This window comes from Saprospira sp. CCB-QB6, from assembly GCF_028464065.1.
Lineage (GTDB): Bacteria > Bacteroidota > Bacteroidia > Chitinophagales > Saprospiraceae > Saprospira.
This window is the reverse complement of the sequence record NZ_CP116808.1, coordinates 941487-966776: the sequence shown is the minus strand read 5'-3', so window position 1 is coordinate 966776 and position 25290 is coordinate 941487. Positions and strand designations below refer to the sequence as shown.

Genomic DNA, 25290 nt, shown 5'->3' with positions numbered 1-25290 from the left:
TATTTGGGCCAAGATCGATTTAGTTGGCTAAGCCCACAATCAATTCTTGATCAATGCTAGCTTTCTCTGTAGGCAGCTTGTTAATTTGGACCAATTGCGTCATGCTTAGGCCGTATTTTTTGGCAATATCGTAAAGGTTTTCTCCTTGACGGACCACATGCACCTTATACTTCTTACCCGATTTCTCATCGGTACGGACATAGGGGTTAGGGTCTACATAACTCCCATCATTTACCACCTTAATCCGACGCCCACGATCAATTGTAGTAGAAGTTAAATTATTGAGCCCCATAAGTACGTCTACACGCGTATTATATTTGGCCGCAATTTTATAAAGATTATCGTTCTCCTGTACAATGTAATAATTAGGATCATCACTAACTACAGGCGTTGTTTTCTTTTCTGTAGCTGTTGTTTGTTTTTTAGTCTCAGCTGGAATGGGTTCTACATCAAAAGGAGAACCTAGCTCGCCATGAATGACTCCCTTTCGGGCTTTTTGATCTTCAGCAGATAAAACGCCTGTTCTTTTTTTCTGTTCTTCAGCAGTTTTTTGGACCGAGCTACCGCCACGGCTAGCGATGCCATTCTCTACATTCATCTTTTCGTAACAGATATCTCGAATATGCTCAGGAATGGTCTTTTTATTGATTCGCTTTAGTTGAAGACTTCCGTTAGCTTGTTGGATCAGATAAAGCCCAATTCCTTCCAAGAAATAGAGATTTTCAGAGACCCGAGGCTGCAAGCGATCAAACGAGCGGAACTGTCGTTGTTTGAGGCAGCTCAATTCATCATTTTCGACAAAGAGAACTTTCCCTTCAGGCGTAGCATCTAGGTCTTCTCCACTGTTAATTTGATTGGCCGCATAGACAAAACTATGGCGACGGTCTTTGTAGCTCAATTGCTTATCATTTTCTGTGAAGCTAGCAATTTGACTCACCTGATGAATATGATAGCGCTTTGTTTGCGCATTATAAACGGCAATATTTACTGATTTTTTCAAGCTATTGACCTCTTGAATAAACTGGCCATTGATAGTTGTTAAATCAGTGCAACCTAAAGCTTTTTGCGGAAGTGTTTCTAAAAGCTCTGCATTGAGATTTGTCGTTTTCACTCTAAACGCAAGCTTCTGTTTTGGGGAAACTTGCAACATAAAGTCATGAAAAGCCGATTCTGTATATTTATCAATTGCTTGATATTCATATTCTTGCATGCAATTGGCATCAAAGAGTAGGGTGCTTTCGTTGGCGGTTTGGGCCTGAGTAAAGCCAGCGCCAAGAGTAGCTGCGGCCACTAAAAAGGATTTCCAAAGACGTTTTTTCATAGTGCTAATTTTTATGTGAAGGGGGAACTTTAGCTTAGCCATATTAGCCGAAGCCAAAACAACAAACCTGAAAGAATTAGGCCAAAGCTAGCGACCCAACGTATTCGTTTCAACCAAAGTTCATTAAGTAATTGGCGAAGTCGGCTAGCTAGAAAAACTTTTAAAAAATCGGTCAAAATAACCATGAGCATAATGGCGACGCCAAAAAAGATTAAATCTGTTTGGCTATAGCCTCTGCTGTAGGCTGTTCCGATACTTGTGAACCAAAAAAAGAGGGGGAAAGGGGTTAGGCTGTTAATTAAAAAGCCTTGTAAGAAATATTGTCCTGCTTGTTTATTGCTCAGTGGTTCTTCTTTGGGTTTAGCTTTGGGCATCGGGCTCAAGAGCAGAAGAACGCCTAAAAGAATTAGAAAAGCGCCACCACCTATGCTCAAATAAAACTCAAGGTCTTGCCCTAAATCACTTTCTTTGGTCCAAGAAATTAAGAACTTAGCTAAATAGCTACTAATACCAATATAAATAAAATCGCTGATCCATTGGCCTGCCACTAGGGCAATTCCTGATCGACTTCCTTTTTCTATACTCACTTGTAAGATGGTAAAGAAAATAGGTCCAGTCATGATACTAAGTAATAGGCCGAGGCCCAACCCTTCTAGAATCGCTTGCGTGAGCATTTTTACTACTTTAATAGAGATGAAAAAAAGGGGGAAAGGGGTGTATCTGCCCGCAAAGTTAGACTTGTTTTCAGCTTTTGCTTGTGGTCTTTTGCAAAAAGCCATCAAAAAACTTTGTTAAAGCGCTAGTTAGTGGTCCAGTTGCGTGTAGCAGGCGGCCTAGCCGCCGCAGGCTGAGCTGCCTGTAGGGGGGCCGAAGGCCAGACCTAGTTTTTTGAGCAGAGCGAAAAAAACGCAGGGCCGAGCAGACCTGCGAGCCGCGAAATGGCCCGACCCGAGCGAAGCGAGGGGCAGCCCCAAAAAAATAACTTAATCTGAGCCTAAAGGAAAAAGCTGCCAATCATCATTTTTGCTGCGACGATAGAGAAAGTTTTTGCGGGGCCCCAATTTGAAATGATAATCTTTGAGGGGGGCGCATTCGCCAGAGAGATCGCATTCGTAGTGAATGGGCAGGTCAAAAACCTGGATACTCCAGGGGCCTTCTTTTTGCTCTTCGCAAAAATAAAGGGCTGTTTTTTGGCTGTATTCTTCAAAATTAACGGCCACAAAAAGGCAACTCAGGCGGCCATTTTTTTTGCGCCAAATGACCGTGGACAAGCCCTCTAAAGTAGAGAGTTGGGGGATGATTACCTGCTGTTTGTCGGCATTAAAGTCATAGAGTCTAAATTGGTTGTGGGGATGGTCCATATACAACAAATAATGGCCATCATTGGAGAGGGACGTGATGGGCGAACAAAGCAGGGCATCGTGTATGTTTTTGGGCAATTTGATAACATGCCCTCCCACATCTTCTATAATATAGGCCTTGCAATCGTCTTCATGCGCCACCACCTCAAACAAGCGTTTGGCTCCCTTGAGTTTGCCGACGACCCCGCCTTTATGAGTCTCTTCTTCCTCCTCGTGGACATCCTCATCCAGTACTTTTTTAAACTCCTCAATACCCTTATCCCAGCTAAATTCGAGCAAGTGATTGTGCCGGCCCTCAATGGTTCCGCGTAGTAAAATATTGCCCTCAAAAAACTCTGGGGTCACCAAATAATCAATGCGCCTTTCATGCAAAGGCAAACCGTATTTTTGGTCAAAAGAATCGACATGTTCCCATTGTTGTTGCAAGGGAAAACTAAAAATTTCTTCTTGTCGAAGCGTATCGAAAGGATAACGAAAAATAACCAACTCTTTGCCCTGATAAGATAGGTCAAAATCGTAGTGCAAATAAACCAATAGCTCCAAATTGCCGTCATAGGTCACATCCTCAAAATGCAAATCTGTAATCTTGGCTTTTTGCTTATGCTTGAGAGAAATATGGTGGCTATGTTCTCGGGCATTTTCGGCTCGAAACAAATAAATAGCGGGCAAGCGATGTACCTTATTATAGGCCACCAACCAATGGTGCTCGCTATCCTGCATCACCTGTTTAATCCCCACGCCCAAAGTATCTTTTAAGCGAAACTCTTTTTGAGCTCGTTGCTTGGCTTCGGCAATACTCAGCGAAAGGGGGGCATCACAGGCCCAAAAACTGCAAAAAAAGAGGCCAAAAACAAGATAATATAGAAGGCGCATAGACTAATTTATATAGATAGGCGTTGGATAAAGAGCTTCAAAAGGAGGTTAATTCTATTTTTTTGGGGCCTCCTGCCTGCGGCAGGCGCTACGTTTCGCAGCTCGCTCTTCGCTCGGCCCTGCACAGCGGCTTTGCCGCCTTGGTCTGGCCCTGCGGGCCACTGCTGCACATCGCTAGGCCAAAGACGCCTAGCCCAAAGTAAGTTCTAAAAAAATAAAGCATTCATCACCAACCATTAAAGAATAGCTTTCGTTCTTAAACAAAATGGCCACCAAGGGGCTGTCTATTGTAAATTTTATAAAAAAGAACGTTATAGCGCAAATTCTACTACTTAATGAGAAGGGCTCTAAAATAGGGCAAAAATTCATTCTCACTCCCCCCTAAGAAGACCAAAACTTGCAATTCTTGCATCTTTGGTCAAAAAATCACCTTGCCAAAAGCAATTCATTGCATGAGATATTCTAACAAAAGTACAGATAATGAGCTCATCCAAGGCTGCCGCAAAGGCGACCGATTGGCCCAAAAGCATTTGTATGAAAAGTACTACGGACGAATGTATGGCATTGCTATGCGTTATACCAAGAACCAGGAGGAGGCGCTAGACATTCTTAACACCTCTTTTCTCAAGGTGTTTACCTCTTTAGATAAGTACCAAGATAGCAACAACCTTGCAGGTTGGATTGCCAAGATTGTCTTTAATAGTGCTATCGACCACGTTCGCCGAAACACCAAATACAAACAGGTTATCAACTATAATATAGAAAGAGATGGGGCCGTACATAACGGTAGCTTGCAACAATTGCAGGCCGAGGATCTCTACCGCTTAATTCAGCGCCTTCCCAATGCTAGCCGTAGCGTCTTTAACCTCTATGTAGTAGATGGCTATAAGCACAAAGAAATTGCCGATATGCTAGGCATTTCGGTAGGGACTTCCAAATGGCACCTAGCCAATGCACGCAAAGAACTGCGCGCCTTGCTCGAGCAACAAAAACGCTACGAGGCTGCCCCCTAATTTGGCCCTTTTTTTTGTACAAACATTATGAACCACCCAAAATAAATCGCTTTAGCAAATGAAGCAGTTTTACGAACAAGATGATGATTTTATTCGCTCTCAGTTAGAAGGCCATCAGTTTGAGATGCCTTCTGCTGCTTGGGAGGATATGGACAAACGGCTCGACCAAATCCAGCTGACTGGGGCCAAAGGTGGCTCTGCCTGGAGCAATTGGTTGGTTATGGGCGCTTTTGTCTTGGCTAGTGGAGCAGGCGTTTTGGCCTATCAGTATTGCCTTCCCTTTTTAGGCTTTGAGAAAAGCATGGCTCAAGAGGAAGAGCTGCTACAAACAGCCCCTAAACGCCAAATGATTCAACTCGAAGAGTTAGAGGAGAAAGATTTGCCAGAAAGTCAGCAAGTCCTTCCCCTAGCTAAAGCGGCCATAACAACTCCACCCCCTAGCAAAACAATTGAATCGGACATGCTTGCGATGCCAGCACCAAAATCCGAGGCTATTGTTTCTATGAAGCAAAAAGAAGCTCCTTCAGTGGAAGAAAAGGTCCAAAATAAACATCCAGAAGTGAAGCAAACTATTTTGCCCACTCGCTATGTTTATTCGGCAAGTAGCCGAGCAAAGGCTGAGCAATTACGCGAGATTCAGCGCTTAGAGAACTTATCTTTTCTTAAGAAAGGTAGTTTTCAACAACAACTCCGCCATAGCCAACAGCCAGTAGTGGATACGCCCATGATTGTTTTGGATCGCTACCGTAAAAGTGGTGAAAAACTCCAGCTATCGGCTAATTTGGGGCTTAATGTACAAGGAGAAGCCTTAGGCGTACAAGCGGGGCTGCAACTCCACAAAGAACTAGATGCACAGTTTGCTCTTGAAGCAGGCCTACAGTATAAAAACATGCAAAATCTTGGTAGCCAAAGGGAAATGTTGATGCTGGAGTGGAATGGAGAGCTGCAGGAGGAACAAGTTCAGGCCATCAAGCGCCTTGAATTTTTGGAACTTCCCGTTTTGCTCAACTATAAGATGTTGCCCAAGCATCAATTGCAAATGGGAGCTAAAGTTAGCTATCTCTTGCCTATCCAAATGAGCAATGGTAAACGAAATCCTGCAGATTTAGGCTTTAATAGCTGGTCTTCAGCGGCTGTTTTGGGTTATCATTATCAACTCAATGAACAACTCAAGCTGGGGCTACAATGTAATTTGGCTTTTGCTAATTTGGCCAAAAATAGCCGCCAAAAAGCACATCAGGCCAATCAAGAGCTTTCTGCTGAATTGCTAGAAGAGAACAAAATTCCTCAAGATGAATGTTTGTTGCTAGAGCAAGAAGCTGGAGAAATCCAATTGAGCAGATTACCTCATAAGTTTTATAATAACGACCTGTCTATTCAGTTGCAATATCAGTTTTAGGTGACAAAATGGGCAAAAAAAAGACCTCCAAGAATTGGAGGTCTTTTTTTGCCTAAAACTAGAGGATGACCAGCCTAGCGATGTGAAGCAGTAGCTAGACCCAGCCGCTGAAAGCGACGCAGGGCCGAGCGACCCGACCAACGGGAGCCGACGCAGCGAAGCAAGTAATAGCGAGCTGTGACAACAAGGACTTTAGCAGTTCGATGTAAACGTAGCGCCGCAGCGAAGCTGCGGAGGCCCCAAAAAACCTTAGATCTGCTCGGCGGCAACGGCAAATAAATAATTGAAAGCAATCATTTGGCCCATAAAGCCTGATACATAACCTCCATAAATTTCTTTTGTTTTGTGAGCGCCAAGAAGCAAACGAGCGCTACCAACCAAACCTGCAATTAGAATCACTACCGCCAATAAATAGCCTTGGCCATCATAGCTTCTGCTTACAGCAAGTAGCGTCATGGCAATTAGCCCTCCCATGCCTGTAGTATGCACGCTAATTTTGGTAAATAGGTTGAAGAAAAAGGAAATGAAAAGAGCAATCGTACTGCCCAAAGCAAAGGCGGTTAGCTCTAAAGGGACGCCAGGGTTGTTCTTGAAATTGACAAAGATGACCATGTATAATAGGCCCACCACGATATAGGGGCCAATGCGCTCCATGCGACCAGGCATTTGTAGAGAAGAAACAAAATTGAGGGCTCGCATCATGAGGACAGTAAGTAGGGGGACCGCAAAAGAGAAAATAGCCAGCCAAATGAAAAGCATGCTATTAACCTTATTTTCAAAGACAGCAGTAAAACTACTCACTCGGAACAAAAAGGGATTGCAATAAGCCAAAAGGACAAAGGCGTAGAGCAAAATGAGAAAAGGGTGGAATACAACAGAAATGCCTTGGGCCAAAAGGACCAAAAGCGCAGGTTGCTGAGCCTGCATATATTCTGCCTGTAGGATCTCCTGCTCAAGTTCTAAATCTTCGTTTTTCATACTCATCAGCTATATTGTTATTTCTTACGGAAGGGTTTGACAATGCTGGCTAAGGCCAACCAGGCCGCCAAAAAGATAGACAATCGCCCGGGCAAATCGCCATATTGGGCAAAAAATGTAGGGCTCCATATTTTAGGAGAACAGCTTTGGCCCTCTTCTAGTTTTTGGTATGCTCCATTGGCGCCAAAGTAATGAGCTGCCGTTTTTTGGACCAAAATAATATCGCTGCCACTCTCTTGGGCTCGAGCACGAGCCGAGCGGTACAACATAGGAGAGAGGCTGCTGTCTTGACTAAAAGCTAGGCTAGTTTGTGCTCCTTTTTGTAAGCCCTCTCGGATGGGAGCAGTGCGTTTTAGACTTTGGGCATTGAGGAGGAGCAGGCGAGAGCCCTGCCAATCGAGAAACTGGAAAAAGCGCTGCTCTTGGCCTAATATGGTCCGAACTAGAAAGCCTTGACCATTTACGGCCTGTCGTTCTCCTTTTTGCCAGAAGCGGATGCTGTTAAGGCTATCTTGATTGGCTTGATAGGCCCAACTGTTCAAGACTTTTTCTTGTGCATAAAGAGCGTTTTCTGGAATCTCCTCTGTGGGCAATTGGCCCAAAAGTAAGCGGCCAGTTTGGCTTTTATAAGTAGATTGATAAGTAAAACTGCCCGACTCTCCCTTTTGGCTAGGGCCAATAAACAAACTCAATAAAAAGGGGAGAAGAACTAGCGGAATGCCCGCCCAAATAGCGCCTTTTCGGCTTTGGGGCTGAGCGGGAAAGATAAGGCGGAAAAGTTGAATATTAAGGCTGAGTATCCACAAACTAGCTCCACCTGTACCCACAAAGGCCAAAGCCTGCCAAATATTGCCAAAGAGTAAGGGCAAACTACCAAGTTGCCAACCCGCCCAATGTCCACTAAATTGCCCTTGCATCCACTCAAGCGCCAAGTAACTACTCACAAAAGCCCAATAGCCCAATTTAGCATTATGCCGATGATGAATTAACCAAAGCATAGCCCAAGGAATACTAAATAACAGGCTAATAAATCCTAAAGAAAAGAGGGCTGTACTGCTTTCGACAGTCTCGAATAGGGGGCTGGCCAAAAGGCCATAAGTAAGGAGATTGCTCAAAATACTAAAGCCGACAAAGGGCCAAAAAGACAGCTTTCTACTTAGCCACAATAAAGGGATAAAGGCAAAGAAGGCCGTAAATAACAAACTATAGTTAGAAAGGCTAAAGGCCAGTAATAATCCACTGCCCAAACTAGCGGCTAGGGCCCAAAGTAGGGGCGCTTTTTCTTGCTGCGTATCCAATAATCTAGATTTTGTTTCGCTAAAAACCATAAAACAACTGAAACTGCTGACAGTCCTCGGTACTCTCTACCGACAACTCATAGTAACCCGTTGCTTGGCCGGGCAAAGTTAACTGATATGTAGGGAAATCTAGATAGATTTCTTGGCTTTGAATGACTTTCCCCCCGCTTTTCCAGGATATCTTGAGCCATTGCCCCTGCCAAGCAGGCAAATAGAGCCGTAAATCTTCTCCTGCCCGGAGGATATTAGGACCAAGTTGAACTTTAGGACAGCCTGCCCCCAAGCAGATTTCCTGTAGGTAGCGCTTATGACCCCATGTATTAACGGCAACTAAGCGGTAACTAGTGGCATTGCTCCTTTTTTGGCTATCGTCTAGGGCATGAAAGCCCGCCTGATGCGGGGCATTATAAGCATTGAGACTGCCCATAATTATCCAAGAAGAAGCTGCTGTTGCTTTGCGCTCCAATTCAAAGTGGTCAATTTCTGGACTAGGATGCTGCCACCAATTGATGCGGCCCCCTCTCAACCCCTTGTTCCAATATAAGCGACTAGCTGTAGCTGGTAGAAAGCTGCTTAATTTTGGCCCATCAATAGAAAGGGCTTGGCCTTTGGGCTGAATGCCGTCTACTGGACCTAGTTTATAGGCTTCAAAATCAGGAAAGTTGAGCAGGTAAAGTTCTTGCCCGCCAATACTAAAGTATAAGAAATGTTTCGCATCTAGAGGCCAAAGCTGTCCTTCTGCCTGACTTTGTCCTCTAGCAAAGTTTCTAAACCAAGTTTTTCTAGGTCGTTCGATTAACCCACTTTCAGGCTCAAAAAAGATGGGGGCACCACTAGATTGCATGGCCCAAAAACGGCCCTGATTGGGCAGATAGACCCAGTTAGACAGCAATAAGGGAAGCCCTCTTGTGCTCAGCTCTAAGTTATAACTGCCTGTTAGGGATAAGCGATATAGTAGGGCCGCAGACTGAAAGTAAAGTTGCCCCTTATAAATGAAACTAGTTTGAATGAGGGCCGGAATCTCTTTGCGTACACCCAAGTTTTCCCAATAGCCCCTCTCTAGATGGTAATGTAAGAGCTCATTGGCCAGACTAATGGCCCAAATATCTTTTCCCTGAGCCGCTACCGTTTTAAAGCTGCTTGAAGGCAAATCCAAAAAAGGTTTCCACGCCCAACTCCCATCGGCTAAGGGAACGAGCTGCTCTAGCTGATCGTCAGCTAGTCGCAAGGGCTGCTGTGCATACATTAAAAGGGGAAAACAAAGGATGAAAATTAAGCGGATAAGCTGTGGCATAAGACTGATTTTTGCCCAAGTTCTGCTTTTTATCTTAGAAATAAAAGAAGCTGGCTTTTAGCTAGGGCCTACTGAATAGGCTGATAATTCACTATTTGGACTGCTCTACCCCCTCAGTTGCACTTTAGTAGGTCCTCAGTTGATGTTGCCTAAGTCCTCCGCAGGACCTAGGCAAGTCCTCGCTTTCATTTTACTAAGTTCTCCAATGGACTTAGGCTAGTCCTCGATTGCTATAGACTAAATGACCTTTAGGCTTGCCAAAGCCCTCTTTTGATTATCCCCTAGTCCTCGCTAGGACTCGTTTAGGTCCTTTTTAGGGCTTCTTTAAGTAAAGTTGTGGGGGGCATGAATCCCCCTGAGGACTAAAGTAACCCCTCGAGAGGGGTAGAGTACCCCTCAGGATAGCTAAGGCAACCCCTTGGTAGGGGTAGAGCAACCCCTCAGGATGGCTAGCTAAAGCCCTTCCTTGAAATAAAAGGCAAAAGCTGGATAGAAATAGGACTTATCCCTTGGCTTTATCTAAATTTTCATTAGCTTTTCGGCCTAACAAATTACGATAAAATCATGAGTCAGAAAGTAGCAGAATTGGCCCCTAAAGCATTATGGGAGGCCTTTAGTCAGCTTAATGCAGTGCCTCGTCCCTCTAAAAAAGAGGAGGCGGTTTGTGCATTTATGCGGAGCTATATCTCCAACTTGGGATTAGTTGCCGAGGAGGATGAGGTAGGAAATATTTTGGTCCGAAAGCCAGCCACTGCAGGCCTAGAAAACCGCCCCACGGTCCTTTTGCAGAGCCATTTGGATATGGTGCATCAGAAGAATGCCGATACCGAGTTCGATTTTGCTAGTCAAGGTATTGAGATGTATGTAGAAGGCGATTGGGTAAAGGCTAAGGGAACGACCTTGGGCGCAGATAATGGGATTGGCGTAGCGGCTATTATGGCCCTTTTGGCCAGTACCGATATTCCCCATCCTCCTTTGGAGGCCCTTTTTACCGTAGATGAAGAGACGGGAATGACTGGTGCCTTGGGCTTGGGACCCAATTGGTTGAAATCGGATTATTTGCTCAATCTAGATACTGAGGATGATAAGGAGTTGACGATTGGTTGTGCAGGTGGTGTAGATATTTCGGTAGCGGGAAATTATGTGCCTAGCGCCCTGGCCAAAGAGGAAGATCTGGCCCTGAAAATTAGCTTAAAAGGCTTGAGTGGTGGACATTCGGGTATGGATATTATTAAGGGCTTGGCCAATGCCAACCTACTTTTGGCCCGTGTGTTAAGATCGCTTTATCCCTTGGCCTTAGCCCAATTTGATGGGGGCGGATTGCGCAATGCGATTCCCAGAGAGGCTTGGGCGATTGTCGTTTTGCCCAAGGCAGAAGAGGCGCAATGCAGAGAACAACTAGCTGCTTTGGAGGCCGAACTCAAGGCAGAATATAGCAGCACAGATCCCGGCCTAAGTTTGACCGCTGAGGTGGTAGCTTTGCCCCAAATTAAGTTGGGCGAAGCGGAACAAGCGGCCCTTTTGGCGGCGGTTTTGGCTACTCCCAACGGCATCTTCAGAATGAGCCCAGAGATTGAGGGGCTGGTGCAAACTTCAAATAATTTGGCTCGCTTGCTCATCAAAGATGGGGAGTATAGTGTACTTTGCCTTTGCCGCAGCTCGGTAGATTCTGAGAAATGGGCTTTGGCCGAAAACATTCAGGGGTTGTATGGCCTATTGGGGGCCGACACGCAGTTGTCGGGCAGTTATCCGGGCTGGGAGCCTTTGCCCGCTTCTAGTTTGGTGGACCAAATGCGTCAACTTTTTATTGATCGCTTTGAGGAGGAGCCCGACGTAAATGCTTGTCATGCGGGCTTGGAGTGTGGTATTTTGGGCCGTCATTACCCCAAAATGCAGATGATCTCTTTTGGTCCCAACATCCGCGGGGCGCATTCTCCCGATGAGCGAGTACAGATCAGCTCAGTACAGAAGTTTTGGGCTTATTTGCTGGATGCTTTAGCGCAGTTGAAGTAATATTTTTTGGGGCCTGCCGCCTTTGGCGGCCGGGCCCTTTCAGGGCTCGCAGTTCTGCTCGGCCCTTCAGCCCTACGGGCTTCGGTCTGGCCTTCGGCCCCCCTTACAGGTCCCTAGGCCTTCGGCCCCTTTGGGGCCTGTAGGGCGCCAATTGGACCAAATAAAAACGGACCGCCAAGTATTTGGCGGTCCGTTCTGCGTTTGAGCAGCGGCAAAGCCGCTGCAAAGGAGCGCAGCGACGCGGCTGAGGGGCTGTAGCAGGGCCGCCGAAGGCGGCAGACCAAGGCCGTCAGGCCGCAGGGCCGAGCGAACAGCGAGCTGCGCAATGGCCCGACCCAAGGCCGAAGGCCGCAGGGGCAGCCCCAAAAAACGAGAGAAAAGAAAGTATTAGGCGGGAATATCTTCGAGAAAGAGCTCGGCTAGAATATGATCACTGAGGAGCTTTCCTGCATCGGTGAGGTAGATATAATTGGTTTGGATATGGGCCAAATGATCTTGAATAAAAGGTTGAATTTGGCGGAGGAGTTGTTGTTTACAGTTATTGCCCCAGCGTTTTTCCACCTCTTGTAGGGAGAGTCCCCATTTTGTGCGCAGGCGGGTCATGAGTAGTTCATTAAATTGCTCAGTGGGGGAGAGCTCTTCTATTTCGAAGAGGAGTTGGTTATCTTCTAGGGCATTGATATACTTCATGTTGTTGGCGACATTCCATTGTCGGCTATGGCCATTGAAGCTATGGGCAGAGGGGCCGATGCCGAGGTAGGGGCGGCCTTTCCAGTAAGAAGAATTGTGTTTAGCGTACTGTTGGTTGCGGCAAAAGTTGGAGATTTCGTATTGCTCATAATCGTGCAAGATGCATTCTTCTAAGAGAATCTCGAAATGTTGGGCGGCTCGTTCTTCATCGAGGGCGGGCAATTTATTGCGGCGGACTAGATGTTCGAGTGGCGTATTGGGTTCGAGTGTGAGGGCATAGGCGGAGAGATGGGGAACTTGGAAGGCGAAAAGTTTGCGAATTGCTTTGCGCCAGTCTTCATTGGAGAGGAAGGGGCCGCCATAGATCAGGTCGACAGAAAGTTGTTCGAAGCCTACGGCTAGGGCATTGGCGAGGCAGTTTTCGGCTTCTTCTGCGGAATGGGCGCGATTCATATAGCTTAGTTCATCGGGCAAAAAGGATTGCAGGCCGATGCTCAGTCGGTTGATGGGGGTATGTAATTTATAGCTACGAAGTTTATCGAGCTTCATATCGTCGGGATTGGCCTCTAGGGTTACTTCCATATTGGGGCCCAAGTTATAGTGTGTTTCTATAATGGACCAGAGTTGCATAATTTCGGAGGCAGAGAGCAGGGAGGGAGTTCCTCCGCCAAAATAGACCGATTGTAGTTCGGCGCCTTGGAGGTAATCCTTTTGCAGGACTAATTCTTTACCGATAGCTTCTAGCATACGCCCCTTATATTTGAGGGAGGTAGAGAAGTGAAAATTGCAATAGTGGCAGGCTTGTTTGCAAAAGGGGATATGGATATATAGTGCCGACATAGCTGTGTGAGATCTAAAGATTAGGGCACAAAATTAAAATAAAATATTGGAAAATAGGGGGCTACTTATAGATCTTATTTGTAGTTAAGTAAAATCAAAATTGTTGATTACTAGCTTTTTATTTGCAATTGGCTGAGCTATTTGGGCTGGGATTTTCTTTTTTAGGGGTTAAAAAATGCTAAAAGTGTTTAAAAATTCTGTTTAGTGGATAGAAGGGGGGAGATTAGAATGAAGTTTTGATAATAAATCCTTATCTTAGCTAAGCAGCAAAGGGTAAGAAATAAAGCAGCTTGCCCTTACAATTAGTAGATTTTTCATGAGAATAGGTGTATGCCTATTGGGCATCTTGGTGTAGCAGCGCCAAGATGCTTTTTTTGTATAAACTACTACTTTAAGTAGAGAGAAGAGGAGTATTAAATGATTACTAAATATCGTCATTGGAGAAGATGCCCCTTTTTTTAGTTGTATTTTGGAGAAAATAAAAACAATGATTAAGAAAATAGTTAGCCAGCTCTACCTAAAACTAGCGGGTTGGAAAATACACCCTAGTATTCCAGAAGAGGCCCAAGGTAACTGTGTCCTTATTGCGGCACCGCATACCACCAACTGGGATTATCCCCTCACCATGGCCGCTATGGCCCAGCTAGGCGTTCCCATTAAGTACACCATCAAAGATGATTATATGCGGCCACCTTTTGGCTGGTTTTTTAAGATGATGGGAGGGATCGGAATTAACCGCAAACCCAAGAAAGAAGGCGAAGAGCGCCCTTCTATGGTAGATGTTATTGCCAATTTGTTTGAGGGCCAAGAGCGGCTTTGCATTATCATGGAGCCAGAAGGTACCCGCTCCAAGGTGGTTAAATGGAAAACAGGCTTTTATTATGTGGCCCTAAAGGCAAAGGTGCCTATTTTACTCGGTTGGCTAGATTATGCCAAAAAAGAAGGAGGAATCGGCAAGGTTATTCACCCCTCTGGAGATATTGCCAAGGATATGGCCGAAATTATGTGCTTTTATAAGGACATACTGGGAAAAAATCCCGAACTTTTTGCCCTTGACGAAACATATTACCAGCCAGATCGCTGCTCATAAAATAAATTAGCATGAAACTTAAAGCGCTAAAAGAGGAGATTGCCCAATTTCAAATCCTATTGGAACGAATCGAAGAATCTCAACCCATTAGCCAACTAGAACGAGACCTTGTTCTACAAAAAATTAGAGGTTTTTATGAATTGGCCTTGGCCCAAGAAGAGACCCCTATCCAAGAAGTCGCTCCTCAAAAAATAGAGGAAGAAAAAGCCCCGGAACCTCTAAAAGAACCCATCCAAGAAGAACCTAAAGAGGAAGCCCCAAAAACAGGCCCTAAATTTTTCTTTAATGCACCAATAAAAACAACTACAAAAGAAGAGGAAATTCCCGCTCCAGTAGCCCCCCCTCTAGTAGAAGAAAAAGCGCCAGAAGTTCCCCAAAAAGAGGAGGTACTTATAGAAGAGGAAAAAGAAATTCCTCAAAGCCGAGCAATCGAAACCCCCAAAGAAGAAACTCCCAAAACAGCAGAAGAAATTTTGCCTCCTGTAGAGGAGATTCCTGAGGTCCAGGAAGAAGAGCTGGTAGAAGCCCCCCCCGCAGTTCCCAAAAAAGAAGAACCCAAAGCAGAAGTTGAGCTTCCTGCTGTCGATCCGCCTAAAGAAGAGCCCGAAGCAAAGGGAAATAAAGAAGAATACGAAGCCTTATTTGTCTTCAAACAGGCAACCGACCTAATGAGCCGCTTACAGCAAAAGCCCATTAGCGATCTCAAAGGAAGTATTGGGGTAGGCCAAAGATTCCGCTATATCGGTGAGCTCTTTGCAGGCGATGCCAGCCGCTTTGATGAGGCTGTGGATTATTTTAATCGCAAGGCCGATGATTTTAATCAGGCCAGAGAATACCTAGAAAACAAATTGATTCCAGAAGGCAACTGGATGAAAAAAGACAAGCAGGAGCTCGCTAAGGATTTTATTAAATGGATCCGTCGCCGTTTCCTCTAAGCCGCCTAGTTTATGAAGCCTCTATTACAAAAATTACTATGGAAAAGCCGCTCTCCTTGGCAAATTTGGGGAGCGGCTATTGGCCTTTTTTTAGGCCTCTTTCTCCTCTTGTTTAGCCTCCAAATTTTTTGGGATGTGCAAACGCTAGCCAATGGCGCTAGCGATGAAAACCTTTTGGTCCTCCAAAAGAAGGTAGAAGGCTTAAGCGGAGAAAAAAGCTTTAGCGAGGAGGAAATTGCCGATATTCGAGCCCAAGGTTTTTGCCAAGATCTAGCCCCCGTTCGCTCCAATCGCTATGAATTGATGGCCAGAGTGCCGCAGTTGGGCTTTTCTACCCTGCTTTTTTGCCAGTCAGTTCCCCTAAATTATGTGGATATAGATAGCAGCGATTTTCAATGGACCGAGGGCGACCCTTTTGTGCCTGTAGTGCTCTCCAACGATTACCTCAGCCTCTATAATTATGGTTTTGGCCCCAGCCAAGGCCTACCCAAAATTAGCGCAGATATGTTGGGCTCTTTTGCCTTCGATTTCGATATCCGAGGAAAAAAGAATCGCAAAACCTATAAGGCCAAAATTGTCGGCCTTAGCCGCAAATTTAATTCGATTTTGGTGCCCGCTAGCTTTCTGCAAGCCAGCAACCAAACATTTGGTTATGAGGAGGCTAAGGTTAGCCAACTCATCCTAAAAACGGATAATCCCTTTCAAAAATCTTTGGCCGATTATCTCAGCGAAAAGGAGTACGAACTCAGCCGAAATAGCCTAATTGGGGGCGAACTCAAACAGGGAATTTTTCTCTTGCTCGCCTTCCTGCTGTTCTTGGCCACGGCCATTATCAGCCTCTCCGTTTTGGTCCTTTTACTCAATTATCGCCTCTTGGTCAGCCAAGCGCAAAGCGATATTTTACTGCTGCTCCAACTCGGTTATCGCCAAGAGCAAATTGCCCAAGTATTGGGACAAAAACTCAATTTGCTGCTCATTTATATCCTCCTTGCGGTCTTTGCCATTTTGCTGCCGCTCAAGTTTGGCCTCGGCTATCTCCTTAGCCAAGAGGGCTATGCCATCGGCAATTGGCCACATTTTACGGTTCTCCTAACGGCCGCATTTTTGGCCCTCGGCATCCTTTGGCTCAATCGCTACATGATTAGAAAGGCGGTGAAAGCCTTGCCTTAATCTTGTTATTTTGGGGCCTCCGCCTCGCTTCGCTCGTCGGCGCTACGTTCCGCAGCTCGCAGTTCTGCTCGGCCCTGCAGGCAGGCTGCGCCTGCCTTTGGTCTGCGGCTTTGCCGCACTGCTCCACATCGCTAGGCCTGCGGCCCTTCGGGCCTGTAGAACGCAGCCACTCACTGAAATCATCAATCAAATTCAATATTCTATTATGAAATCTTATGAAAAAGAAGTAGAGATCATTTGGGCCGATATGGACCCCAATCAGCATATGCGTCATACTTCTTACAGCCAGTACGCGGCCCACACTCGGATCAGTTTTTTTGCTCAACAGGGTTTCCCTTTACAAGATTTGGCCAAAAAGGGCCTAGGTGCTATTTTGCTCAGAGAGCAAAGCACTTATATCCGAGAAACTCAAATGCACGAAAAGCTTAGTTTTAATATGCTGCTCAAAGCAGCCTCAGAAGACTATACGTTTTATACTATTGAGCAGGAGGTCCGCAAAGAAAATGGCAAATTAGCCGCTAGAGTAGTCATTGACGGGAGCTGGATTGATATGCAGGCCCGCAAAATTACGGCCCCTTGGCCCGAACTCGTTGCCGCAGTTATTGATGAGTTGCCTCGCCACAAAGATTTTGAGTGGAAAGAGCCTACTTATTACCGCTTTTAGGGCTTGTCTCTAGCCTAAAAAAGGGCGGCCAGCATTTGCTGGCCGCCCTTTTTGCTTTTATACTTCAGGCAAATCATCTTTGTCTACCTCTGCTTGGCTAGTTGGTGGGGCAAAGAGCTTTTTATTACTGAGATTCATGCTATTGGCCAGGCCCAAAAAGCTATAGCTTTTGCAGGCGCCTTGGCAATGTCGGATAACTTTGGGGAGTAGTTCGATTTCTTCGGGGCTCCATTTGCCCAAAACAAATTCTACTTGTCGGCCTTTGGGATAATTATTTCCAATACCAATGCGTAGGCGAGCATAATCATTATGGCCCAACTCTTCCTCTATGCTTTTGAGGCCATTGTGGCCCCCAGCACCTCCTTTTCCTCTAAGGCGAATTGTTCCAAAATTGATATTGAGATCATCGACAAGGACCAAGACATTTTCTAGGCTGAGCTTTTCCTTTTTCATCCAGTACATCAATGCTTTTCCACTTAAATTCATATAAGTAGAAGGCTTGAGGATGAGCAAACTGCGGCCTTTATATTTTCCTTGGGCCAGATCGCCATAGCGTTTAGTTTCAAATTTGGCGTCTAGGCTTTCGGCTAGGGCATCGGCTACTTTGAAGCCAATATTGTGGCGGGTCTCGCTATATTCTGCGCCAATATTGCCCAGGCCTACAATAAGATACTTCATAGGGTCTATACTTTTGGGGGTAGTGGAGCTACCAAAAAGTTGTTTAATCCAAGCAATCATAGATCTTCAAATAAAAAACGCAGTTCAATAGCATTGAACTGCGTTTTATGAAAGGAAAGTTAATCTCCTTCTTATTTTTTAGCTTCAGCAGCAGCTTTAGACTGAGCAGAACGCAAGGCACGAGGAATCTCGATAGATGCTACAGGAATGCTACCGTTAGTCATGATTTCGATACCTTCAGCGATTTGGATGTCGCGTACACGCATTGATTTACCCAAGTCCAAAGGAGTTACATCAGCAGCGATGTAAGCGCAAAGGCTTTCGGGTTGGATCAATACTTTTAGCTTGCGCATTTTTTGCACCAATGTACCCCCTACTTTTTGACCTTTAGAGTTACCTACAAGACGGATAGGAATCTCAGTTTTCAAAGTTTGACCAGCTACTACAGCTTGGAAGTCAATGTGGAGGATTTTGTCTGTTACGGGGTGGAACTGCACCTCTTTGATGATCGCTTCAACGGTCTTTTCTCCCAATTTGATGCTAGCCTTGCGAAGCTCGTTGGTGTAGATAAGATCGCGGATCTCAAGAGCAGTAGTAGTAAAGTGGAGGTTTTCGCCATTTCCGTAAACTACACAAGGAATGCGCCCTTCTTTGCGAAGTTCTCTGCTGCTGCTTTTTCCTAGGTTGCTTCTCAGTTGGCCCTCAAATTCAATCGTTTTCATCAGAAATGCGTATTTGTATTATTATAACTAAGCGTTGTCTATAAAAATTAAAAGAAGCTAGTGTGCCATTTGGCCCTCACTGGCTTTCTTCCTGCTTTACAAAAGTGTTGCAAAGATAGACAAAATATTCTTTTAATCAAGTTTTTGGAGAAATCTTGCCAGCTTTTTTGCCCTTTTTGCCTTTATAATGGGCTTAGAGAGGAGCGAAGCGACTGGCCTAGCGATGTGTAGCAGTGGCCCGTAGGGCCAGACCGAGCCGCTTAGCGGCGATGGGCCGAGCAGAACTGCGAGCTGCGGAACGTAGCGCCGCAGCTTTGCTGCGGAGGCCCCAAAAAATTATTATTAATGTTCTTCTAGGAATTGTCCTCTTTCTTTGAGTTCTTCGTCTATGGCTTTTAGGATTGCTTGTTGGTAGCCGCTGCTTTTATATTTGGCGGATAGCCAGATGCTACCGAGCAGAAAAAACATAAAGGCGGTGGCGGCGATGGGGAAAAAAATGAGGCCTAAAATGGCCCAAGACCAAAATCCGAGCATACCAAGGCCAAAAAAGAGGGGAGCGGCGACGCCTGCGGCAAAGATAATTCTAGACAATCGTTGATATTCTCGGTTGCGTTGTTGCCAACGTCCCCGCAGCTGAAAGAGGTGTTCGGTGGTATAATGGGCTGGATGAATGCTAAGTAGGGTGTCGGGTTCTTCCTGACACTCTTGCTCGATGCGGTTTAGCAATTCATCGATAGATTGGTCTATTTGATTTCTCGTTTTCATAAGGTGTTGGATAACTGCCTGTTTGAGCCTTTAATTTACTATTATTATATGAGTTTATTGTAGCTTGCTGCTAGCTTATTCAATAATAGCATATATTTTTTGTGGATCTCCCTACATTTGGGGCTGCACTTTCCTCTTAAAACTAGGTCAAAGCCAAAAGTGTAGAGTCAAAATCATTAAAAAAATAATAAAAATATGGAGAAACTAAATATCCCTTTACTCAGTACAATTTGTAAAACGGCGGCGCCTCCTGGTTTTGAGCAGCGTTTGCGTCAGTTTGTAGAATCAGAAGTGCGTCCTTTGGTAGATGATTGTTTTACGGATGCTTTGGGCAATTTGTATGCAGTTCGCAAGGGAAGCGGCCAGGGCTCCAAGAAAAAAATCATGGTGGCGGCTCATTTAGATGAGATTGGATTTATCGTGACGCATATTGAAGATGGGGGCTTTTTGCGCTTTCATACTTTGGGCGGATTTGATCCCAAAACATTGAGCTCACAACGGGTGATTGTGCATGGCAAAAAGGATATTGTTGGCGTGATGGGCAGCAAGCCCATTCATTTGATGTCGGCCGCAGAAAGAGGCAAAAGTCTAGGCATTAAGGACTATTTTATTGATACGGGCATGAGCAAAGAAGAGCTCGAAAAGTACGTATCGGTAGGTGATCCCATTAGTCGAGAGCGAGAGCTGATTGAAATGGGCGATTGCGTGAACTCTAAGTCTTTGGACAATCGCTTGGCCGTTTTTATTCTGCTCGAATGCTTGCGAGAGCTCAAAGATGAGCAACTCGATTATGATGTCTATGGCGTTTTTACGGTACAAGAAGAGGTGGGCTTGCGTGGCGCTCGAGTTGCCGCTCATAATATTAACCCCGATTTCGGTTTGGGCCTAGATATTACCATTGCTTTTGATGTGCCTGGGGCCCAGGCACATGAGAAAATTACGGCTTTGGGCGCGGGGACTGCTATTAAAATTATGGATGGCTCTAGTATTTGCGATTATCGCATGGTGCAATTTATGAAAGAAGCAGCCGATGCAGCCGAAATCCCTTGGCAGCCCGAAATCTTGACCGGTGGCGGAAGCGATACTGGCGGTTTGCAACTATATGGAAAATCAGGTGCCATCACAGGGGCGATCTCTATTCCTTGTCGACATGTGCACCAAACCGTAGAAATGGCCCATAAAGAGGATATTTACCAAAGTATTCAGCTGCTCAAGCAGTGCTTGTTGAATATTCCAAAATACGATTGGTCTTTCCGTTAGACCAAGGGCTGGTATTTTTCCCATTGCCTGCGCTCCCGTTCCAATAAGCGCAAAAACTTAGTTGGAGCGGGCATGCTGAGCTCAAGTTGGTCTCCTGCAGGATGCGGAAAGGCCAATCCAATAGAAACCAAGAAAAGACCCTTATGCAAAAGGGTCTTTCCTTTTGGCCCATATTGCTTATCGCCAACAATGGGACAATCAATCTGGGCCAATTGCTGCCGTAGCTGGTGTTTCCGTCCCGTTTTTGGCCGCAGTTCGAGCAAGCTCAACTGCCCAGAACGCAAAGAAGGAACGCTCCAAAGCAAGCGATAATCAGTCTCAGCGGCCTTGCCATCTACGGGGCTATCGAGCCGCCCTTTGGCCTGCGTTGGCCGCCCCATAACAACCGCCAAATAGGTTTTTTGTACCTTTCTTTGGGCAAAAGCAGCCTGCAAAAAACGCAGCGAAGAGGCTCGTTTTCCCACCAATAATAAACCTTGTGTAGGCAAATCTAAACGATGCACCGGCAGGGGAGAGGGCAGGGCATCCTCCGCCGAAGAAGGCTGCAAACCCGCCTGAAAACGCTGCTGAAAATTGTGTTTGTGATAGCCCGAAACGGCAATGCCCGCTGGCTTGTAAACTAGCGCCAAATCATCATCCTCATAATGCACCTCCAAAGGCAACTCCCGCTCTTTTTGATTGACAGGCCGCTGCCAAAGGGCCAAAACATCGCCTGTCTGCAAGTAATAGCCCGTGCCAACCGCCTGCCCATTAACCTTCAAAAGGCCTTTATCTAGGGCTTTTTTTACACTTTTTCGGCTGGGAAGCAAAGGAAATAACCCCTGCGCATAATCATACACTCTTCCCGCCTGCTCTTCCTGAACCAGATGTTCCGCAACTAAATACATAAGCAAAAATTAGCCGCCAATATAGGCTTTTTTGTCTAGCTGCATGGCCCAAATCTTTCTCTTTTTTGGGGCTGCCCACTCGCTTCGCTCGGGTCGGGCCATTGCGCAGCTCGCAGGTCTGCTCGGCCCTGCAGGCTTTTCGCTGCGCTTCAAAAGCCTTTGGTCTGCCGCCTTCGGCGGCCCTGCTACAGCCCCTCAGCCTGCGGGCGCTTCGCGCCCTGCAAAACGCAGAGAGGCCCAGCAATTCCTTGCTGAGCCTTTTTTATGGGACAATTAAGTTTTTTTTAGCTAAAAATATCGGTAAAATAGCGCTTGTCCTTACCTGCAATTTGCATCAACCAATCTAGGGCTTGGGCTTCTGTAGCTTGGGTCTTTTCTTGGTAAATATCCATGAGGCATTGACGGACCGCAGGGGCCATGCCTTCGCCATCTCCACAGATATAGATTTTGGCGCCTTCTTGCCAAGCATCCCAAAAAGCATCTCTATCTGCCCAAAGGCGATGCTGTACATAGGTTTGATCTTCTTGTTCGGGTGCTCTAGAGTAAACGGGACGCAAATCTAACCAACCTGCTTTTTCCCATTGCGCAAACTCTTCCGCATAAAGTTGATCGACTTCTTTGGCACGGCAACCATAGAAAAATAGCGCTTTTTCTGGCGTTTTCTCTAGGCTGCGTTCTTGCATAAAGGCTCTAAAGGGGGCGATACCCGTACCTGCAGCAATACAGATGAGTTTATCTTCGCTTTTTGGAGCAGGGAAGTTGGGTAAATTGGGCATAAAGCGCAACCAAAGAAGGTTGCCTTCTTCTACCTGACTGAGATAGCTAGAGGCTAGGCCTTGGTATTCTCCTTGTCCAGACCAAGCTTCTCCTTTAATGCAGGAAATTACTAAGCTAGCCTTTTCAGGAGATTGTTTAACGGAAGAAGAAATAGAGTAGGTTCTAGGACGCATAGCAGGCAAAGCTGTAATAAATTGGCCTAGATCAATCTTTGCTCCAGGAAACTGCTCGATAATACTAAGTAAGCTGCGGTTTTTATGTAAAACCTCTGCCTCATAGTTGTCAATAAATTGTTGAATTCCTTGAGCCGAAAATGGACAACGAGTTTGAGCCAAAATTTCTTCCAGTAGTTTTTTGCTTGCAGGTCGTTGTAGCTCTACATAATACTTAAGTAAATCACTCAGGCGAATATGCTGGTCCAAAGGTAATTTTAGGGCAACGGACTGCTCTTCCGATTCCAATTTGATATAGGGATCATGTTGCATTTGAAAATGGCGCAACACTCGCTGAATATTAGCTTGACTATTCTGAGGCAGAATATCAATGTAACCGCCAGTTTTATAACTTTGGCCTTCAGGCAAGGCAATTTGTAACTCAATTTTAGAACTAGCAAAAGGGCTATTTTGTTGGACCAATTCCTTTTTGCTAAGTAATTGAGCACGGACAAAATCATTTTCGCCTAAAGCCTGTGCATGCCAATCGTGTAGCAATTGAACTTTATAACTGTTCTTTTTGATAGGCACTTGGCCGTTTTCTCCTAAACTTTTGGCTAGAGCAGGCCAAAGCTCGTCATGCCATTGGTCAAAAGAAGCAAAGAAATTCTGTTTGGCATTTCCCTCTCCACGTGTTAAAAAAGGCTGAGCACCTAAGCGCTGCAATTCTGCGTCAATTTTTCGGGGAACCGCTTGATAGCTATGAATCCAATCGGAGTTTCCACAACCAAAAAGACTATATTGTACATGGTTTAGGCTACCTTCAGGCTGTTCCACAATCCAATCTACAAATTCTTCAGCATTATAGGTAGGCTGCCCTTCATAAGAGGCTGTAATAATAACATAATGCCCTTGGTTTTTGGCCATGAGGGCTTTCCCCTCATTTAGGCTGTGTATACTAGGGACATAGCCCAATATTTTGGCGGTTTCGGCTAGTTGCTCTACAAACTTTTTAGAAGAGCCCATATTAGAACCATAAAGCAGGTGAAGGGGCTGCTTATTTTGGACAAAAACATTTTTGGTTTTATCTAGCTTCAAAGGAGTGCTAGTTGTTGTTTTAGGGCTATCCTCTAGCTGTTTAAAGTCTGCTCGTTTCTTGAATTTTAGATAAAATTCATCAGGCTTAAGGGTAAGTGTTTCATCTAGAATGAGCTCGTAATTGGGGTCGGCCAAACTAATTTCAAAACGCTGTATGAGCATTGCTAAAGCCATTTTAGCTTCCTGAAAAGCAAAGGGACGACCAATACAAGAGCGACGGCCATTACCAAAAGGGATATAGGCTGCGGGGGGAATTTTAGCCTCATTCTCTGGAGAGAAATTTTCTGGGTTAAATTTATGACGATCCTCACCCCAAACTTTGGGATCTCGATGTAAAGAGGGCAAAAAGACAAAAATAGAGTCTGTGGTTTTGATCTCGTAACCACCGATGACTTCATCTTTAAGTGCTTTGAGGTTAAAGCCAGGAGCAATAGGCCAAAGACGTAAACACTCTTTGAGGACCATATCTAAGTACTTTAATTGACTTAGATGGTGAAACTGTAATTTTTCATGCCCAAGAACTTCATCCACTTCTTCTTTAACCTTTTGCAGGATTGCAGGGTCCATGAGCATTTGATAGAAGGCGAACCCCAACATACTACTCGTGGTTTCGTGGCCTGCAATGAGGAAGGTGACCATCTGGTAGGTAATATTCTGGTCGCTGAGCTTTTCACCAGTATCAGGATCTACTCCCTCAAGCATACGGCCCAAAAGATCATTAACCTGCCCTTCTGGCCCTGCTTCTTTACGCTGTTGAACAATCTTATTGGCCACCGTATACATATATTCTATTTGATCTTCATAGCGCTGTCTCGTTTTGTAGAGTATACGGTTCATAATAGGCAAACGACGCATATGTTGGTTGGCCTCATGCAAGGTATAGAGCATAGCTTCTACAAAAGGGTGCATTTCGCTTTGGTAAAAACTATTAAAGCGGTAGTCGAAAGCACAAAGCGCAATAGTATCTAGCGTCAAACGCGTCATGTTTTCGGGAATGTTGAAGGGCTCATCAGACCCAAGCCGCTCTAGCTTGAGGCAGAGTTGTTCGGCTACATCATACATTTTATCAAACATATCTTGCATGGCGTGTGGACCAAACGCAGGCGTGAGAATGCGATGGGCTTTGCCCCAGTTGGGCTCTTCGGTATGTGCTGTAAAAAGACCGTCTCCAGTTAGGTCGCGTACCTTGGCTAATGCCCCAAAAACTTTTTTGTCAAAGCGATCCTCATCGCAAAGTTCTTTCACATACTCTTGTCCACTAACCACAATCATGGTGTCGTTAGGAACAGTTAGGCGATAAATTCCACCATATTTTTCAGCTAGTGCTACCATACTTTGCACAGGCTTGGTGATGTCTAGACTGAGTACATTTTTTACAAAAGGATAGGTTGGTGGCTGGGGAATAGGGTTAGCAGTGGAGCTCTTCATAAGGCTAAATGATTGGTTAATAGATAAATGGAGGGTTAGAAAACTTTCTTATTAAGAATCTGTCTTAATATAATCTATTTTAGCTACAAACTTTGGGCTGTTTTTATGTTTTGGTATTCCCTTTTTTATAAAATATTATTTTGTTCTATTTTTTTGCCTTAAAGTTGGTTTTTAGTGACATTGATCTTTGCTTGTCGTAAAGCGTCAAGGCCCACTACTAGAAGTAGTGGGCCTCGATAATGGGCTATTATAGACGCAAAGCGCCAAAAGATAATTTACTTGATTTTGCCTAGTTGATATCGGAAGTTTAGCTCAAAATCATATTGATTTGCATCAGAAAATTGCTGATGATGGTAAAAGGCTTGCCCTACAAACTTTTCTTTTTGGTAGTTAAAATGGCTATAGACATTTATGTCTATCTGGTGGGGGAGTAGCTTTTGTTTAAATTTCTTGTAGAATGCCGTAAGAGCCATATTTGCTTTGATAAATATTGGCGATTTCTGCGGCGGCAAAGTTGCGATTTTACCGAATATAATTTTATTTTTTGGGGCTGCCCCTCCCTTCGGTCGGGTCGGGCTGTTTCG

21 protein-coding genes are annotated in these 25290 nt (G+C 45.2%); 8 read left to right on the top strand and 13 right to left on the bottom strand.

The genetic code is table 11. From position 1 onward, the window contains the following. Positions 1-19: 19 nt before the first annotated feature. The 3 genes from PPO43_RS03650 to PPO43_RS03640 form a co-directional block, all read right to left on the bottom strand. The gene (locus PPO43_RS03650; RefSeq protein ID WP_272620448.1) at positions 20-1321 is read right to left on the bottom strand and encodes a LysM peptidoglycan-binding domain-containing protein; all 1302 of its coding nucleotides are present in this window, start codon (positions 1319-1321) and stop codon (positions 20-22) included. Positions 1322-1350: 29 nt separating this feature from the next. Beyond that, positions 1351-1995 (bottom strand): LysE family translocator, encoded by a 645-nt coding sequence (locus PPO43_RS03645; protein ID WP_272620447.1) that lies wholly within the window; start codon positions 1993-1995, stop codon positions 1351-1353. A gap of 309 nt (positions 1996-2304) precedes the next feature. Further along, on the bottom strand, positions 2305-3555 hold the full coding sequence (locus PPO43_RS03640) for a hypothetical protein (protein WP_272620446.1): 1251 nt from the start codon (positions 3553-3555) through the stop codon (positions 2305-2307). Between the two features lie 452 nt (positions 3556-4007). On the opposite strand from PPO43_RS03640, the gene PPO43_RS03635 reads away from it, so the two are divergent. Continuing rightward, a complete protein-coding gene (locus PPO43_RS03635) occupies positions 4008-4568 on the top strand; it encodes an RNA polymerase sigma factor (protein WP_272620445.1) in 561 nt (186 codons plus the stop codon). Between the two features lie 58 nt (positions 4569-4626). Continuing rightward, positions 4627-5967: a hypothetical protein gene (locus PPO43_RS03630; RefSeq protein WP_272620444.1), complete on the top strand. Its 1341-nt coding sequence runs from the start codon at positions 4627-4629 to the stop codon at positions 5965-5967. A gap of 249 nt (positions 5968-6216) precedes the next feature. Here PPO43_RS03630 and PPO43_RS03625 read toward each other — a convergent pair whose 3' ends face one another. Genes PPO43_RS03625 through PPO43_RS03615 form a run of 3 tightly spaced genes read right to left on the bottom strand, consistent with a single transcriptional unit; the run spans position 6217 to position 9537 of the window. Then, positions 6217-6945 carry a phosphatidic acid phosphatase gene (locus PPO43_RS03625; protein WP_272620443.1) on the bottom strand — a complete coding sequence of 243 codons (729 nt, stop codon included), beginning with the start codon at positions 6943-6945 and terminating at the stop codon, positions 6217-6219. A 17-nt stretch (positions 6946-6962) separates the two neighbouring features. After that, complete coding sequence (locus PPO43_RS03620) at positions 6963-8243, bottom strand: acyltransferase (RefSeq protein WP_272620442.1); 1281 nt, start codon at positions 8241-8243, stop codon at positions 6963-6965. 19 nt (positions 8244-8262) lie between these two features. Continuing rightward, a complete protein-coding gene (locus PPO43_RS03615) occupies positions 8263-9537 on the bottom strand; it encodes a hypothetical protein (protein ID WP_272620441.1) in 1275 nt (424 codons plus the stop codon). Positions 9538-10101: 564 nt separating this feature from the next. On the opposite strand from PPO43_RS03615, the gene PPO43_RS03610 reads away from it, so the two are divergent. After that, positions 10102-11550, top strand: coding sequence for an aminoacyl-histidine dipeptidase (locus tag PPO43_RS03610; RefSeq protein WP_272620440.1), 1449 nt, complete (start codon positions 10102-10104; stop codon positions 11548-11550). A gap of 387 nt (positions 11551-11937) precedes the next feature. Here the strand turns inward: PPO43_RS03610 and hemW are convergent, their stop codons facing one another. After that, the gene (hemW, locus tag PPO43_RS03605) at positions 11938-13080 is read right to left on the bottom strand and encodes a radical SAM family heme chaperone HemW (RefSeq protein ID WP_272620439.1); all 1143 of its coding nucleotides are present in this window, start codon (positions 13078-13080) and stop codon (positions 11938-11940) included. Between the two features lie 487 nt (positions 13081-13567). On the opposite strand from hemW, the gene PPO43_RS03600 reads away from it, so the two are divergent. The 4 genes from PPO43_RS03600 to PPO43_RS03585 all read left to right on the top strand — a co-directional run bounded on the left by PPO43_RS03600 (position 13568) and on the right by PPO43_RS03585 (position 16939). After that, a complete protein-coding gene (locus PPO43_RS03600; RefSeq protein ID WP_272620438.1) occupies positions 13568-14170 on the top strand; it encodes a 1-acyl-sn-glycerol-3-phosphate acyltransferase in 603 nt (200 codons plus the stop codon). 11 nt (positions 14171-14181) lie between these two features. After that, a complete protein-coding gene (locus tag PPO43_RS03595; protein WP_272620437.1) occupies positions 14182-15105 on the top strand; it encodes a hypothetical protein in 924 nt (307 codons plus the stop codon). Positions 15106-15117: 12 nt separating this feature from the next. Continuing rightward, the gene (locus tag PPO43_RS03590) at positions 15118-16275 is read left to right on the top strand and encodes a hypothetical protein (protein WP_272620436.1); all 1158 of its coding nucleotides are present in this window, start codon (positions 15118-15120) and stop codon (positions 16273-16275) included. Positions 16276-16480: 205 nt separating this feature from the next. Continuing rightward, complete coding sequence (locus tag PPO43_RS03585; RefSeq protein ID WP_272620435.1) at positions 16481-16939, top strand: acyl-CoA thioesterase; 459 nt, start codon at positions 16481-16483, stop codon at positions 16937-16939. A gap of 57 nt (positions 16940-16996) precedes the next feature. Here PPO43_RS03585 and pth read toward each other — a convergent pair whose 3' ends face one another. From pth to PPO43_RS03570, 3 genes are all read right to left on the bottom strand, one after another. After that, a complete protein-coding gene (gene pth / locus PPO43_RS03580; protein WP_442985437.1) occupies positions 16997-17617 on the bottom strand; it encodes an aminoacyl-tRNA hydrolase in 621 nt (206 codons plus the stop codon). Between the two features lie 131 nt (positions 17618-17748). Next, complete coding sequence (locus PPO43_RS03575) at positions 17749-18339, bottom strand: 50S ribosomal protein L25 (RefSeq protein ID WP_272620433.1); 591 nt, start codon at positions 18337-18339, stop codon at positions 17749-17751. A 342-nt stretch (positions 18340-18681) separates the two neighbouring features. Beyond that, the gene (locus PPO43_RS03570; protein WP_272620432.1) at positions 18682-19104 is read right to left on the bottom strand and encodes a DUF2892 domain-containing protein; all 423 of its coding nucleotides are present in this window, start codon (positions 19102-19104) and stop codon (positions 18682-18684) included. A gap of 195 nt (positions 19105-19299) precedes the next feature. On the opposite strand from PPO43_RS03570, the gene PPO43_RS03565 reads away from it, so the two are divergent. After that, positions 19300-20364 carry a M42 family metallopeptidase gene (locus PPO43_RS03565; protein WP_272620431.1) on the top strand — a complete coding sequence of 355 codons (1065 nt, stop codon included), beginning with the start codon at positions 19300-19302 and terminating at the stop codon, positions 20362-20364. Here the strand turns inward: PPO43_RS03565 and PPO43_RS03560 are convergent. From PPO43_RS03560 to PPO43_RS03550, 3 genes are all read right to left on the bottom strand, one after another. After that, positions 20361-21251 (bottom strand): RluA family pseudouridine synthase, encoded by an 891-nt coding sequence (locus tag PPO43_RS03560; protein ID WP_272620430.1) that lies wholly within the window; start codon positions 21249-21251, stop codon positions 20361-20363. The two genes, PPO43_RS03565 and PPO43_RS03560, sit on opposite strands and share 4 nt — an antisense overlap. Before the next feature lie 284 nt (positions 21252-21535). Next, positions 21536-24706: a bifunctional cytochrome P450/NADPH--P450 reductase gene (locus PPO43_RS03555; protein ID WP_272620429.1), complete on the bottom strand. Its 3171-nt coding sequence runs from the start codon at positions 24704-24706 to the stop codon at positions 21536-21538. A gap of 275 nt (positions 24707-24981) precedes the next feature. After that, positions 24982-25179, bottom strand: coding sequence for a hypothetical protein (locus PPO43_RS03550; RefSeq protein WP_272620428.1), 198 nt, complete (start codon positions 25177-25179; stop codon positions 24982-24984). Positions 25180-25290: the final 111 nt, after the last annotated feature.

Excerpts from the sequence above, each read along its gene's own strand:
- PPO43_RS03575 (WP_272620433.1), bottom strand. The coding sequence starts at position 18,339 with ATGAAAACGATTGAATTTGAGGGCCAACTGAGAAGCAACCTAGGAAAA.
- PPO43_RS03645 (WP_272620447.1), bottom strand. The coding sequence starts at position 1,995 with ATGCTCACGCAAGCGATTCTAGAAGGGTTGGGCCTCGGCCTATTACTT.
- PPO43_RS03635 (WP_272620445.1), top strand. The coding sequence starts at position 4,008 with ATGAGATATTCTAACAAAAGTACAGATAATGAGCTCATCCAAGGCTGC.
- PPO43_RS03555 (WP_272620429.1), bottom strand. The coding sequence starts at position 24,706 with ATGAAGAGCTCCACTGCTAACCCTATTCCCCAGCCACCAACCTATCCT.
- PPO43_RS03630 (WP_272620444.1), top strand. The coding sequence starts at position 4,627 with ATGAAGCAGTTTTACGAACAAGATGATGATTTTATTCGCTCTCAGTTA.
- PPO43_RS03650 (WP_272620448.1), bottom strand. The coding sequence starts at position 1,321 with ATGAAAAAACGTCTTTGGAAATCCTTTTTAGTGGCCGCAGCTACTCTT.
- PPO43_RS03610 (WP_272620440.1), top strand. The coding sequence starts at position 10,102 with ATGAGTCAGAAAGTAGCAGAATTGGCCCCTAAAGCATTATGGGAGGCC.
- PPO43_RS03615 (WP_272620441.1), bottom strand. The coding sequence starts at position 9,537 with ATGCCACAGCTTATCCGCTTAATTTTCATCCTTTGTTTTCCCCTTTTA.
- PPO43_RS03590 (WP_272620436.1), top strand. The coding sequence starts at position 15,118 with ATGAAGCCTCTATTACAAAAATTACTATGGAAAAGCCGCTCTCCTTGG.
- PPO43_RS03550 (WP_272620428.1), bottom strand. The coding sequence starts at position 25,179 with ATGGCTCTTACGGCATTCTACAAGAAATTTAAACAAAAGCTACTCCCC.
- PPO43_RS03640 (WP_272620446.1), bottom strand. The coding sequence starts at position 3,555 with ATGCGCCTTCTATATTATCTTGTTTTTGGCCTCTTTTTTTGCAGTTTT.
- PPO43_RS03570 (WP_272620432.1), bottom strand. The coding sequence starts at position 19,104 with ATGAAAACGAGAAATCAAATAGACCAATCTATCGATGAATTGCTAAAC.
- PPO43_RS03600 (WP_272620438.1), top strand. The coding sequence starts at position 13,568 with ATGATTAAGAAAATAGTTAGCCAGCTCTACCTAAAACTAGCGGGTTGG.
- PPO43_RS03560 (WP_272620430.1), bottom strand. The coding sequence starts at position 21,251 with ATGTATTTAGTTGCGGAACATCTGGTTCAGGAAGAGCAGGCGGGAAGA.
- pth (WP_442985437.1), bottom strand. The coding sequence starts at position 17,617 with ATGAAGTATCTTATTGTAGGCCTGGGCAATATTGGCGCAGAATATAGC.
- PPO43_RS03565 (WP_272620431.1), top strand. The coding sequence starts at position 19,300 with ATGGAGAAACTAAATATCCCTTTACTCAGTACAATTTGTAAAACGGCG.
- PPO43_RS03585 (WP_272620435.1), top strand. The coding sequence starts at position 16,481 with ATGAAATCTTATGAAAAAGAAGTAGAGATCATTTGGGCCGATATGGAC.
- PPO43_RS03595 (WP_272620437.1), top strand. The coding sequence starts at position 14,182 with ATGAAACTTAAAGCGCTAAAAGAGGAGATTGCCCAATTTCAAATCCTA.
- hemW (WP_272620439.1), bottom strand. The coding sequence starts at position 13,080 with ATGTCGGCACTATATATCCATATCCCCTTTTGCAAACAAGCCTGCCAC.
- PPO43_RS03625 (WP_272620443.1), bottom strand. The coding sequence starts at position 6,945 with ATGAAAAACGAAGATTTAGAACTTGAGCAGGAGATCCTACAGGCAGAA.